The organism is Steroidobacter sp. (assembly GCF_016790065.1).
Classification (GTDB): domain Bacteria; phylum Pseudomonadota; class Gammaproteobacteria; order Steroidobacterales; family Steroidobacteraceae; genus Steroidobacter.
Genome location: NZ_JAEUPY010000355.1, coordinates 1 through 13,596 on the forward strand (window position 1 = coordinate 1; position 13,596 = coordinate 13,596).

Consider the following 13,596-nt stretch of genomic DNA (forward strand, 5'->3'; position numbering starts at 1 on the left):
CCTTAGAGGATTTAGACCGTCCCCCTGCGGTCGGTAAAGTGCGCTTCCCGCCGGTTAACGGCAATACGGGAAGTGCCGCAAATAAAAAATATTGGTTCATACCGAAAAAAGGGGGGTAAAGCGTCTGATGTGATCCGGTCAAAGTGAGCAGAGACCAAAAGATCACACAGAACCTAGGTGCTATGGTTCGCCCTTGGTGGTTTGTAGTGGGCCTCATGGATGAGGTCCGCTGCGAATCTTCGGGAGAGCCGGGCACCGCGAGTCGAACCAAATTTGCAGCCTCTCAGGGAAGACGGGGCTGCAAGCTCTATTAAGCCCGTCTTTTTGGGGTGCAATGCCCTTATTGCGTGTCGGCCAGGGTCCTGGCCGCCTGAAGAGACTCCCTTGCTCAATCTTGGCCACGCGATTCAGCTCAGTGCGTCGGATCTGGTTGGCTATCTCAGCTGTCATCACTTGACCCACCTGGATTGGCAGGTCGCCACCGGCGCTCTGCCGAAGCCCAAGGTTTGGGATCCTTCGTTGGAGGTGCTCTGGGAGCGGGGCGCCGCGCATGAGCGTGCGTATGTCGAACACTTGCGTGAGCGGGGGCTGAAGGTCGTCGAGATCGAAGGTGTCGGCGTTAACCCGTTACAGGTTGAGCAGACCATGGCGGCGATGCGCGCCGGCGCGGAAGTCGTCGTCCAAGGTGCGTTCCTGCATGGCGTGTGGAGTGGGCGTACCGATGTGCTGATTCGCGTGCCGGTCGCGAGTGCGCTCGGCGATTGGTCGTACGAGGTCGTCGACACCAAGCTCGCACGCGAAACCAAGGGCGGCACGGTGCTGCAGCTCTCCCTGTACTCGGACTTATTGGCGCGAGCGCAAGGGCATGAGCCGGAGCGCATGCATGTCGTCGTCCCCGGTGCGGGCTTCGAGCCGGTGAGCTATCGAACGGCGGCATACGCGGCGTACTACCGGCAGGTGCGCAATGGGCTGGAGCGTTCGCTGGCCACGCGCCACGCCACGCCGACGTATCCCAATCCCAAAGATCACTGCGACGTTTGCCGTTGGCGAACGGAGTGCGACTCCAGGCGTCGGCGCGACGATCATCTATGCCTGGTCGCTGGCATCTCCACGTCGCAGATGGCGGAGCTATCGCGGCACGGGGTGGGCACGCTGACCGATCTGGCGCAACTGCCGTTGCCGTTGTCCTGGAAGCCTGATCGAGGGTTGGCGCAGTCGTACGAACGTAGTCGCGAACAGGCGCGCATCCAGTGGGCCGGGCGGCAGGCGGCTAATCCCATCTTCGAGACCTTGTCGCTGACGCCGGGGACTGGTTTGTATCGGTTGCCGGAGCCCTCGCCAGGCGACATTTTCCTGGACTTGGAAGCCGATCCGTTCGTGGGCGAGCAAGGCCTGGAGTTTCTGTTTGGCTACGTGACTGCGGAGCCGGCGGGAGAGCGAAAGTTCGTTGCCGAATGGGCGTTCACTCGGGCTGAAGAGCGAGGCGCATTCGAGCACTTCGTCGATTTCGTGATGGCGAGATGGCGCCAGTATCCAGGGCTGCACATCTATCACTACGCGCCGTACGAACCGAGCGCGTTGAAGCGGTTGATGGGGCGCTACGCAACTCGCGAAGATGAGATCGATCGCATGTTGCGTGCGTCGATGTTTGTGGACCTTTACACGATTGCGCGCCAAAGCATTCGCGCGAGTGTGGAACGGTACTCGATCAAAAATCTCGAGCCCTTCTACGCGTTCGAGCGTAGCGTGCCCCTGGTCGAAGTGCGCAGCGCACTGGCCAAATTGCAGGCCCGGCTGGAGCTCAATGATGCAGCAGGCGTTTCCGCGGAAAGCAAAGACATCGTGCTTCGCTACAACCGCGATGATTGTCTATCGGCGCAAGAGCTACGAGATTGGCTGGAGCAAATTCGGGGTCAAGCGATCCTGGCGGGCGCGGCAATTTCGCGGCCGGAGCTGGGTGATCCCGAGCCCTCGCCGGAACTCGACGATCGGCAGCGCCAAGTTGCCGCGCTGGTTGCGCAGCTCACGGCCGACGTGCCAAGCGACGTTGTCGAACGCTCTGACGAGCAACAGGCGCGATGGATTCTGGCGCACTCGCTCGATTGGCATCGCCGCGAATTGAAGTCGACCTATTGGGAGTTCTATCGGTTGGCGGAGTTATCTGCCGACGACCTCATGGACGAGCGTTGCGCCATCGCGGGCCTGGTATTTCAGGGCAGCGTTGGCGGCACCAAGAAGGCGCCCATTCATCGCTACCAGTTTCCGCCGCAAGAATTGGAACTGCGAGCGGGCGATAAATTGCATCTCAATCGCGAGCAAAAATTCGGAGCCGTTGAAGCAGTCTACCCAGAAAGCGGCACCATCGATATCAAGAAGCGTGGCGACACTGCGGGCATTCATCCGCACGCCGTCTTCGCACACGATCTGGTGCGGACGGAAGTGATCGCGGACGCATTGCTGCGATTTGGAAGTCACGTCGCCGAACACGGCATGACGGGTGAGGGTGCCTATCAAGCGGCGCGAGATCTGCTGTTGAAGTTGCCGCCGCGGTTGGGGGCTGCGCGACTAACGATGGACGATGAGTCTGCAAGCGACGCTGCAGTTCGAGTCGCGACTAAGCTCACGAGTGGCGTGCTACCCATTCAAGGTCCGCCGGGCGCCGGCAAGACGTTCACCGCGGCGCGCATGATCTGTGCCTTGGTAAAGTCGGGAAAGAAAGTCGGCATCACTGCCAACAGTCACAAGGTCATCCGCAATCTGCTCGACAAAGTTGTCGAGCTGGCCGGCGCCTCGGATCTCTCGATCCAATGTTTACAGAAGCTCTCGGATCCGGCCGAGGATGTGCCTGGCATCCGCTTCGAGACTGACAATGAGAAAGTGTTGGCCGCCATCGGCACGACTTGTCAGGTGGTCGCCGGCACCGCGTGGCTGTGGTCTCGTGCGGATGCATTCGAAGTCGTCGACACGTTGTTCGTCGACGAAGCCGCGCAGATGTCGTTGGCGAATGTGATGGCGGTATCGCAGGCGTGTCGTGCACTGGTGTTGCTAGGCGATCCGCAGCAGCTGGAACAGCCTACCCAAGGCAGTCATCCGGAAGGGACGGATGTTTCTGCGCTTCAGCACGTGCTCGACGGCGCGGCGACCATCAGCAGCGAGCAGGGGTTGTTCCTGGCCGAGACCTGGCGATTGCATCCGGAGATTGGCGCGTTCATTTCCGAGCAGTTCTACGAAGGCAGATTGCGATGTCGTGCCGGTCTGGAGCGGCAGGAGGTGAAATCGGAAGGGCGCATTCGTGGCGCAGGTCTGAGATTTGTGCCAGTGGCGCACGAGGGCAATCAAAATTCGTCGCCGGAAGAGGCGGAGGCCGTGCTGAAGTTGGTGGAAGAAACATTGGCGGCCGGTGCTTCATGGGTCGATGCCGGCGGGCGAGTGCGGCCACTCACGCTCGATGACATTCTGATCATCGCGCCTTACAACTCGCAGGTGTTCGAGATTCAGCGCCGGCTACCGGACGCTCGCGTCGGGACTGTTGACAAGTTTCAGGGCCAGGAAGCGCCCATCGTCATTTATTCGGTGACGACGTCATCGCACACCGATGCGCCGCGAGGCATGGAGTTCCTGTACAGCCTGAATCGTCTCAATGTGGCGGTGTCTCGAGCCAAGGGCGTGTGCGTGCTGGTGGCGTCGCCGGCGATTTTCGAGCCTGAATGCGCGACGCCGAGACAAATGCAGCTGGCGAATGCGTACTGTCGTTATCGCGAGCTGAGCGGTTTCTAAGTCTTTAGGTCAGTGCTGTCGGCGCCGCCCTTCTGGCATACATATATATGTGCGGTTGCGGTCCTCGCCGGCCGGCTACAGTGCCGGCGACAATTGCTAATTTCTTATTCGAATTCGATACTTGCTCAGATCATCAGGTCCGCCGCCTGCGCCACCTCCCTTCCCAGAATCAGGAGTATCCGAAAGTGGATCTCAATAAACTCGTGGCTCGCGCCAAAGCCATCCTGCTGTCCCCCAAAACCGAATGGCCCGTGATTGCCGGCGAGCCGACCACCGTCGCCGAGCTTTACAAGGGCTACATCATTCCGCTCGCCGCCATCCCGGCGATCTTCGGCTTCATCCACATGAGCGTGATCGGCATGTCGGTCATGTTCGCGGGCACGGTGCGCGTCGGCATCGGTGCTGGCTTGACCACGATGTTGCTGACCTTCGTGATGGGGTTGGTGATGGTGTACGTGATGGGTCTGATCGTCGATGCGCTCGCGCCGACGTTCGGCGGCCAGAAAAATAACATTCAAGCGCTCAAGACCGTGGCGTATGCATACACGGCCAGCTGGGTCGCCGGTGTTGCAACCATCATTCCGGCGCTCGGTGTGTTGATCGGCATCGCGGCCGGCATCTACAGCATCTATCTGTTGTATCTCGGCCTGCCGCAGACGATGAAGTGCCCGCAGGACAAGGCCGCCGGTTACACGGCCGTGGCCATCATCATCGCCATCGTGCTCGGCTTCATCACCGCCATGGTGATCGGCAGCGTCGCTGGTGTCGGCAACATGATGAGCGGTGCGACCTACAGCTCGTCGAGCAGTGACGACGTGGAGTTCGACAAGGACAGCCCGCTCGGCAAGATGCAGGAGTGGAGCAAGGGCATGGAGGCTGCCAACAAGAAGCTCGAGGACGCGCAGAAGTCCGGCGATCAAGCGTCACAGGAAGAAGCATTGAAGGCAGTGTTCGGCGCGGCCTTGAGCGGCGGCGCGCAAGTGGAATCGCTGGCGCCGGATCGCTTGAAGGCGTTCGTGCCGGAGGAGCTGGCGGGCCTGACGCGGTCGAGCATTTCCGCTGAGCGTAACGGTGCGATGGGGTTGCAGGTGTCGCAGGCCAATGCGACGTACGCCGATGACTCGGGTCGTTCAGTCACGCTGGAAATTGTCGACGCCGGCACGGCCAAGGGCTTGCTGGGCCTGGCGAGTTGGGCCGGCGTGGAAGGCGAGAAGGAATCCAACGGTCGCTACGAGAAGACGTTCCGCCAAGACGGCCAATTGGTTCACGAAGAGTGGGACAGCCACGCTTCCAGCGGTCAATATACGGTGGTGGTCGGCGATCGCTTCACCGTGAAGGTCGAAGGTGCTGCCGGCGATATCGGCGAGCTACGCTCGGCGGTGGCTGAACTGGATTTGGCGGGGCTGGCGGATCTGCGCACGGAAGGTGTGAAGAACTGAGCAGCTCATATGTCGAGGGGTCGAGGGGTTGAGAGGTAGAGAGTGAGAATCATCGATGTGCCGCAACCGGGCGGTCCCGACGCATTAGTGGTTGCGCAGCGGCCAGTGCCGACACCGCAAGCCACCGAGGTGTTGATCAAGATTGCGGCTGCGGGCATCAATCGAGCGGACGTGCTCCAGCGCAAAGGTGGCTATCCGCCGCCGGCCGGCGCGCCGAGTTATCCAGGATTGGAAGCTTCGGGCATCGTTGCTGAAGTCGGTTCAGCCGTTCGCGATTTCAAAGTCGGCGACAAGGTGTGCGCCCTGCTTCAAGGCGGTGGCTACGCTGAATATTGCACGGTGGATGAAGGTCAGGTGCTGCCGGTGCCCGGCGCGCTCAGCATGATCGAAGCGGCTTCGCTGCCTGAAGCGTATTTCACGGTGTGGAGCAATGTGTTCGGCTTCGGTCGTCTGCAGCCCGGAGAGACTTTGCTTGTGCACGGTGGCTCCAGCGGCATCGGTGTCTCGGCAATTCAGTTGGCGAAGGCGTTGGGCCACACGGTCTTCACCACCGCAGGTAGCGACGACAAATGTCGCTTCTGCGAACAACTCGGTGCCAAGCGCGCCATCAACTACAAGAGCGAAGATTTCGTTGCTGTGATTGCCGAAGAAACCGGCAAGCGCGGCGTGAACGTGCTACTCGACATGATTGGCGGCAGCTACTTGTCCAAGAACCTGGCGTGTCTCGCCATCGAAGGTCGGTTGGTGATCATTGCCACCCAGGGTGGTTTGAAAGGTGAGGCCGAGTTGCTACGAATCATGCAGCGTCGCTTGACCATCACTGGCTCGACGTTGCGGCCGCGTGAAGTGGCCTTCAAGCGAACAGTGAAACAACAGTTGTTGACGACGGTGTGGCCGCTGCTCGCCAAGGGCCAGATCCAGCCCATCGTCGACCAGGTGTTTCCGCTGGAGCGAGCCAATGAGGCGCATGCGTATATGGAAAGCAGTGCCCACCGAGGGAAGATCGTGATTGCGGTCGATGCGTAGTGAGCCAACCAATTCTTCTTCTACGTCGCTCACTTGGGCCAACTTAGACCGTCCATCCTGCAGCTCTCATCTCTAGGCATTTTCCGAATTTGCCGTTACTTCGCCGATGCATCACGGCGGGCTCTGTTAGTTTTTGCCGGCCCTGTATCGCTGCGTATCGATTGAGATGCTGCACCACAAACTGCGCTCTCCGCACCGGCACGGCAGGGACAGAGCGTGGCGCCAAGTGATGGTCGTGAGTTGTCAGCGACCTGATCTAAAAGGACTTTTGGCGCCCGAAACGGTAGTGGTTGAGGGAATCGGCCATGCATCAGTTCGAGGTGGCGCAGGGTTTCATAGAACAGTGTCAGGCGGGTGGCTCCGCCGAGGCACTCGCGCACGGCTTCCAGCGTGCGACGGAAGCGCTTGGCTTTCGTCATTTCGCATGTTGTTCGCACGTGGATCCACTCCAGCCGCCGCGACGAGCGGTGATGCTGCATACCTATCCGAAGGAATGGGCTCGCTTGTTCAGCGAGCTGGAGTTTTTCGATATCGATCCGGTGTTGCTACGAGCGGCACGCGCGCAGGTGCCGTTTTTTTGGGATACGGCCACGGTCGCGGTGGATCTGAGTCCGCCCCAGCAAGAAATTTTTCACGAAGCGCGGCGTTACGGACTGGTGCGCGGCTACACCGTGCCGATTCATTCCGTGCATGGACCTCGAGATTTTCGTGCGTCATGCACCGTCGTTCCGGATTCGCAGCAGCTGTCTTCCGCTGCCTATCTCGCGGTTCAGTTGATGGTGCCGTACATGTATGAGGCGGCGACCCGAGATGCGGCAGCGAAAGATCCGCCGCCGATTCAGAAGCCATTGTCTCGACGCGAGCGGCAATGTCTGGAGCTGGCTGCGCAAGGCAAGAGCGATTGGGTGTCGTCGAAGATTCTCGGCTTGAGCGAGCGCACCGTTCACAACCACGTCGAGAACGCCAAGCGGCGCTTGCAAGTTGCGACACGCGTTCAGGCGGTCGTGCACGCGCTCGCGGGTCAACAGATTTCATTGGGCGATGTGGTTCGTTGCGAGTCGCAGCCACAGCCGCAGCCGCTGTTCGTGGTCAGGGCGAGGGGCAAAATCGCGAATTAGTAACATGATTCGCGACCCTCACGAGCGCGCTTGAGCCAATTGGCTCAGTTCACGAGGGTGGCGAATTAAGTCATCTTTCTCTCCAGTGGCTGCAGGCTGGAGAGTGTCGATGATCTTGATCGTCAACGCCGAGAATCGCTCGCTGTTCGGTGCGGAGCTGGGCGCCATGCATCGGCAGCGTAAAGCGGTCTTCGTCGACGAGTATCACTGGCGGGTGCCGGTGATCGGCGACTGGGAAGTGGATGAGTACGACGGTGACGGCACGACTTATCTGATTGCCAAAGCCGATGCGAGCAGCGGCGAGGTGTTGGCCTCGGCGCGGTTGCTACCGACGGTGCGGCCGCATTTGATGTCCGATTTGTTCGTCGCGGCCTGCGGCGGTCGAGCGCCGACCGGGCCGCGCATTTGGGAAGTGTCGCGATTCTGTGTGAGTCCGGCGATTGCGAAGCGACGCATGCGTGTGGAGTTGCTGTGGGAGGTGGCTTGCGGGGTGATGGAAACAGCGCTGCTCTATGGCATCGAGAAAGTCACATTCGTGGCCGGCTCGGCGCTATTGCCGCTGGCGCTGGATTGCGGTTGGAAATGTGCGCGGCTCGGCCCGACGTTGCCGGATGGAGACGACGAAATAACGGCAGTTGTCGCGTCGATCACACCGAGCGGACTGCGCGCTGTGCGTCGACGTCTCGGTGTGGAGACGCCGGTAACGCGCTTCGCTCTACCCGCTGTAAAGATCGCTGCATAACGTAACGTATGTTAGATCGTGGTGGCCGCGACAGGAGCTAGCATCGATGTATGAAGTCAGTCGTCAGGCAGGTAGCAGTTCGCAGCGGTTGCTCGACGCGAAAGCAACGTATCTGGATCAGCTGCGCTCCAAAGGATATTTCGTTGTCGAACGACTGGCACCGCTCGAGCTCATCGCGCGCGTGGCCGCGGAGCTGGAGCCTTGGTTTGTCGATACGCCGAATTGCCGCGGCGATTTCTATGGATGGAACACTACCCGTCTCGGCGCAGTTCTGCTGAAGTCACGTTCGAGTCATTCGCTGCTGTTGAATGAGCTGATATTGGCGATCATGGATGATGTGCTGGGACCGCACTGTGACTGGTATCAGCTCAATCTTTCTCAAGGCATTCGCATTCATCCAGGCGAGCGGCGGCAGGTCCCGCATCGTGATGAGGAGATGTGGCCGTGCGCCAAGGGACGGGCGGAGTATCTGGTGAATGTGATGTGGGCGCTGTCGGACTACACGGCCGATAACGGCGCGACGCTGTTGTGGCCACGCAGTCAGTTCGACTCGCTGTCACGCGAGCTGAACGATGTCGACGCAGTTGTCGCAGCGATGCCGCGCGGTTCGGCATTGGTTTATTTGGGGTCAGTGACCCATTGCGGTGGCGCCAATCGCAGCCCTGCGCCACGCACCGGTTTGATCTTCAGCTACAGCCTCGGCTGGCTGAAGCAATATGAGAACGCGTTTCTAACCTATCCGCCGGCGATCGCGCGCGAGTTCTCCAAACCGGTTCGCGATTTGCTCGGCTATCGAATTCATCGACCGAATCTGGGCGGCTACGAAGGGCAAGATCCCGCGGTGCTGTTCGAGACTCAGTCACACACGTTGGCGGCGGTGGATGCGATTCCACCGGCGGTAGCTTTGGAGTTACAGGCGCATTACCAGAATCGCGCCGCTGGGGGGTGAGGGCGGGGGCTGACATCGGGGTGAGACGGCGGGGTCTCAAGGGTTTCACGTCAAGTTAACTACGGAGGGCGCACCATGCTCTCGACAGATCCAAGTAAGCGAATCTTTGTTTTGAAACGGGACGACAGTAGCAGTCGTAAAGCTAGCAGCGACCATGCGGTGGAGGGCATCTACGATCGCATCAAAGCGCTGCTGCTGGCACATACGCTGGCGCCCGGACAGTTGTTGCAGATCGGTACGCTCGCCGAAGAACTCGGTGTGAGTACCACGCCGGTGCGCGAAGCGTTGACGCGCCTCGCGGCGGAACGTTTGATCGTGTTCGCGCCGAAGCGAGGGTTTTTCGCCAAGACCGCGTCGGAGGAAGAGTTGCGAGGACTGTACACGCTGAATCACACATTGCTCGATGCCGCGCTTCGCGAATGGACAGCGACGGGATCGGCCGATGAGGAAGCGAAAGGGCCGTCGAAAATCTTTGCGTCGTTACCGTTGTCGGATAAGCCCGAACAGTTGACGCGCACGGTGGACGATTTGTTCGTGCGCATCGCGACGCGCTCGGGCATCGGCGAGCTGGCCGACATCGTGCGCAACTTCAACGATCGGTTGCATCACGCGCGCATGATCGAAGGGGAGATCATCGAAGATGCGGTCGAAGAGCTGTCGCGGCTCCGGCAGTTATATGTCGACAACGACATCGCGCAGTTGCAGGTCGCGCTGCAGGCCTATCACCAACGGCGGCGTGAGTTGGTGTCGTCGATTTGTAAGGAGCTATTGTTTCGTCCCTTTCTTGCCGAAAATAAATAACTCGACCGCGCCCTCCGGAGTCATTCTCTACTCCGGAGGGTTGGTCTGACGCGCGCTCCCGGTCAGTACCTAATGACTGCTGCGAGGATCTGGAGGCAGACTCGCTGGCAGCGGGTTATAACGTCCAGCGAGCAAGCGCGCCGCTTAGACAGATAGGGAAAGTTTGTGATCGATCGTCATGAGCGCATCACGGTCTGGTTCGGACGCTGGCGCAAGCCCATTCGTAGCTGGTTTTCCAATCGCGCCTCAGTGCCGCGTGCCGAGGTCGATGACCTGGCGCAGGAAGTGTTTCTACGGCTGCTGCGTTATAGCGACGAGCTGGCGGTGGAGAATCCGCAAGGTTATCTGTTTCGGATCGCTGCCAACGTCGCCAACGAATGGCACGGCCGCGCGCGAGTGCGCCAGCCGCACGATCGCAGCTGGCTCGATGAGTTGCAGATCGACCCGTCCGAACAACCGGACAACACGGAATTTCAGAATCGCGTCAGTAATCATCTGCACGGCGTGGTGAGCAAACTGCCGAAGCGACAGCGCGAGGTGTTGTTGCTACACGTCAACGAGGGGCTGACTTACAAACAAATTGCCGATCGCATGGGTGTGACTTATCGAATCGTGTTGAGAGATCTCACGCGCGCTTACGCGTCGCTGCGCATGCAGCTCAAAGCCGAAGACCTCTAAGGAACTCGAGCCATTGAGGGCAAGAGGTATGGAATACAGCAGCGACCCCGAAATCGACGTGTTATTGAGTCAGCAGGCCGCCGGCTGGTTCGTGCGTTTGGTGGCCAACGATCTGTCGTTGCGCGAGCGTCGGGAATATCTGGCGTGGCTCAAAGCGTCCGGCCGGCATGTCGAAGCTTTGTTGGACATCTATCGCTATCACGGCTACGGCCGCAAAGCGAAGTTGAATGTGCGACCGGCGTCGGATGCGGTGCCGAGCGGCAACGTCATTCCGTTCGCGCTGCGTGGCGGGGTGGTGCCGGCTCGTGAGCCTGAGCCACGAGCACGTCCGGTAGCGCGGTGGAGAGCGGCTGCGGCGCTTGCCGGGATCGTGTTCTGCGCGGTTGCTGGCTGGACCGCGAAAACAATTTACTTTGAGCAGCGTGTCGCGACCGAGCCTGGCGAATGGCAAAGCACCATGCTGGCGGACGGTAGCGTGTTGCGTATCGGTCCGAATACCCGGTTGCGCTGGTCGTTCGATGACGATCGTCGCAGCATCGTGCTGAGCCGCGGCGAGGCGGTGTTCGAAGTCGCCAGGGATCCGAGCCGGCCTTTCATTGTGACTACACGGTTCGGCGACGTGCGTGCCCTTGGTACTGAGTTCGGTGTGTCATTGTTGAATGCAGCGACCGCCGTCGTCACCGTGGCGCACGGCCGAGTCGCAGTCAGCAAGCCCAACGACACCACGCTGGCCGAGCTGGTCGAAGATCAGCAGATGGTGATGTCGGCGGCGGGCGACCAACCGATTGCGCAAGTGGATGCCAATCGCGAATTGCAGTGGGCTACCGGTTATTATGAGTTTCGTGGCGAGACCGTGCGCCAGGCCATCGAACAATTCAATCGTCGCAATCGCTTGCAAGTGGTGATGGCGGATCCGGCCATCGGCGCCATTGCGATGCCGTTCACCACCGTCAAGCTGGACGATCCGGAAACGTTTGTAGCAATGCTGGCCGCGCGGCCGGATGTGCAGGTCGCATATCAGAGCGCCGAAGTGATTCGGCTGTTACCCGAGTAGCTGGCATTCTTAGGGCTCAGGGGCCCAGTTCAGCCGGTCTTTTTCAAGGCGCCGCTGTCAGCGGGAGCCAGGAGCATGAATCCCACGTCGGAACCCCCTTCAGCCACGATCCGGCAGGCGATCGAGTGGCATCAGCGGCTCAAACAAGGAGAGTTGGAGCCAACCACGCAACGTGAACTCAATGCCTGGCTGCAGTCGCGTGCCAATGTCGAAGAGCTGGCCCGCATTTGTTTGCTCGACACCTTGCTCGGTCGCGACTCGCTGAAAAAGATATCGCTGGATTCCTTGCCTGAGAATGTGGTGCCTTTCGAGCTGTATGCGCCGGCGCCGTCACGAGTGTCGGCTGTGCCCACGCGACGAATGTTGCCGCGGTTGACGGCCAAGGTGGCGATTGCTGCCGGGTTGGTGTTGTCAGTGATCGTGGCTGCGATCATCAGCCTGGCGAGCACGGATCGAGTCATCGTGACCCGCGAGGGCCGTTGGGACAAACAATTGCTCGAGGACGGTTCGGTGGTCTACGCCGGGCCGCGCACCAAGCTGCACTTTCATTTCGACGACGAGTTGCGCGCCGTGACACTGGTTCGCGGTGAGGCGTTGTTCGAAGTCGCACACCAGCCGGAGCGTCCATTCATCGTGTCGACTGAGGTCGGCAGCGTGCAGGCCATCGGCACGTCGTTCGCGACCACGGATCTGGGCGATCGCGTGGTCGTCACTGTGGCAGAGGGCAAGGTGGCGGTGACCAGCGCCGCCGGCGTACAACCGATATTGCCGGTTCATGCTAATCAGCGAGTGGTGTTGTCGGCCGCCGGGGCCGGCCTGCCGGAACCGGTCAATGCCGAGCGCGCCGTGAAGTGGATCCGAAACTGGTATGAGTACGATGGCGAGCGGGTGGGCGAGATCGTCGCTGAGTTGAACCGGCGGCATGCCACCAAAGTGGTCGTGGACGATCCCCAGGTGGCGCGGCTGCGGATGAACGCGCTGTCGTTCCGGCCCAGCCAGCCCGAGGACTTCGTGGCCCAGATCAATCGCTGGTACCTCGACTTCCCGCAAAAGTCCGGCCCACACAAGGCGGCTGGCGATCGGCGCAGTCACGGCGTGTTACACCTACAACGCTCTTAGCGGTTCGAGCGCGCCACTTAACACCGATTCGACGTAATCTTACGGTAGCGCCGCCTCAGGCAATGCCGGAGGGATTACCCGCGTGCCTGAGCCAGTCTTCTAGACGAGGGTAAAGGTTTGGCCCTCAACCAGTTAGCTAGCGAAGTTTTTGACCCTCTGCAGTGATTGATCGGTACAAGCAGTCGCCAGGCGCGGATCGTTGGAGCTCCTCCAGGCAGGAAGAGCATGGCGAACAGGCGGACTATCGCCCGGAGGAAGCCAAACCGGCGGCGGCCGCAGCGCCTCGCGACACCCGCGATGGCCGGCTGATCGAGTGGTTCGGTAAATGGCGCAAGCCGATTCGCAGCTGGTTGCGGAATCGCGCCTCGGTGCCGCCGGGCGATATCGACGATCTGGCACAGGAAGTGTTCCTGCGGCTGCTGCGTTATAGCGACGACATCGCCGTCGATAACCCGCAGGGTTACCTGTTTCGGATCGCGGCCAATGTTGCCAACGAGTGGCGCGAGCGCTCCCGGATCCGCCGGCCGCATGACGACAGCTGGTTGGAGGAACTGCAGGTCGAGTCCGGCGACGAGCCGGAGAATGCGTTCGCCCGGACGCGGACCAACGAATACGTGCAGGCCGCCGTCGATCGGTTGCCGCCACGGCAGCGCGAGGTCTTGTTGTTACACGTGAACGAGGGGCTGACTTACAAACAGATCGCTGAAGCGAAGGGGCTGACGTATCGGATCGTATTACGCGATCTCACACGAGCCTACAGCGCATTGCGCATGCAGTTGCGGCTGGAGGACCTGTGACCATTCCAACGGACGACGAGGATGCCGGCATGAAAGGAAATCTGCACGAGAGTGCCCATGAACAAGCTGCCAAGGTGGCATTGAGCAACGAAGCCG

11 protein-coding genes are annotated in these 13,596 nt (G+C 60.5%); all 11 read left to right on the forward strand.

The window, feature by feature from the left end:
• Positions 1–384 precede the first annotated feature (384 nt).
• The 11 genes from JNL55_RS14735 to JNL55_RS14785 all read left to right on the forward strand — a co-directional run bounded on the left by JNL55_RS14735 (position 385) and on the right by JNL55_RS14785 (position 13,500).
• Complete coding sequence (locus tag JNL55_RS14735; RefSeq protein ID WP_293854621.1) at positions 385–3,777, forward strand: TM0106 family RecB-like putative nuclease; 3,393 nt, start codon at positions 385–387, stop codon at positions 3,775–3,777.
• 185 nt (positions 3,778–3,962) lie between these two features.
• Positions 3,963–5,216 (forward strand): Yip1 family protein, encoded by a 1,254-nt coding sequence (locus JNL55_RS14740; protein WP_293854626.1) that lies wholly within the window; start codon positions 3,963–3,965, stop codon positions 5,214–5,216.
• A 42-nt stretch (positions 5,217–5,258) separates the two neighbouring features.
• Entirely contained in the window at positions 5,259–6,242 is a 984-nt protein-coding gene (locus JNL55_RS14745) for an NAD(P)H-quinone oxidoreductase (protein WP_293854629.1), read from the forward strand.
• 305 nt (positions 6,243–6,547) lie between these two features.
• On the forward strand, positions 6,548–7,360 hold the full coding sequence (locus JNL55_RS14750) for a LuxR family transcriptional regulator (RefSeq protein ID WP_293854632.1): 813 nt from the start codon (positions 6,548–6,550) through the stop codon (positions 7,358–7,360).
• Positions 7,361–7,469: 109 nt separating this feature from the next.
• Entirely contained in the window at positions 7,470–8,102 is a 633-nt protein-coding gene (locus JNL55_RS14755; protein WP_293854636.1) for an acyl-homoserine-lactone synthase, read from the forward strand.
• 46 nt (positions 8,103–8,148) lie between these two features.
• Complete coding sequence (locus JNL55_RS14760; protein ID WP_293854641.1) at positions 8,149–9,051, forward strand: phytanoyl-CoA dioxygenase family protein; 903 nt, start codon at positions 8,149–8,151, stop codon at positions 9,049–9,051.
• A 75-nt stretch (positions 9,052–9,126) separates the two neighbouring features.
• Positions 9,127–9,852 carry a GntR family transcriptional regulator gene (locus JNL55_RS14765; RefSeq protein WP_293854644.1) on the forward strand — a complete coding sequence of 242 codons (726 nt, stop codon included), beginning with the start codon at positions 9,127–9,129 and terminating at the stop codon, positions 9,850–9,852.
• 165 nt (positions 9,853–10,017) lie between these two features.
• Positions 10,018–10,530, forward strand: a complete 513-nt coding sequence (locus JNL55_RS14770) for an RNA polymerase sigma factor (protein ID WP_293854647.1) — start codon at positions 10,018–10,020, stop codon at positions 10,528–10,530.
• Between the two features lie 28 nt (positions 10,531–10,558).
• The gene (locus JNL55_RS14775; protein WP_293854650.1) at positions 10,559–11,584 is read left to right on the forward strand and encodes a FecR family protein; all 1,026 of its coding nucleotides are present in this window, start codon (positions 10,559–10,561) and stop codon (positions 11,582–11,584) included.
• Positions 11,585–11,659: 75 nt separating this feature from the next.
• Positions 11,660–12,703: a FecR family protein gene (locus tag JNL55_RS14780; protein WP_293854654.1), complete on the forward strand. Its 1,044-nt coding sequence runs from the start codon at positions 11,660–11,662 to the stop codon at positions 12,701–12,703.
• Positions 12,704–12,864: 161 nt separating this feature from the next.
• Positions 12,865–13,500 carry an RNA polymerase sigma factor gene (locus tag JNL55_RS14785; RefSeq protein WP_293854659.1) on the forward strand — a complete coding sequence of 212 codons (636 nt, stop codon included), beginning with the start codon at positions 12,865–12,867 and terminating at the stop codon, positions 13,498–13,500.
• Positions 13,501–13,596: the final 96 nt, after the last annotated feature.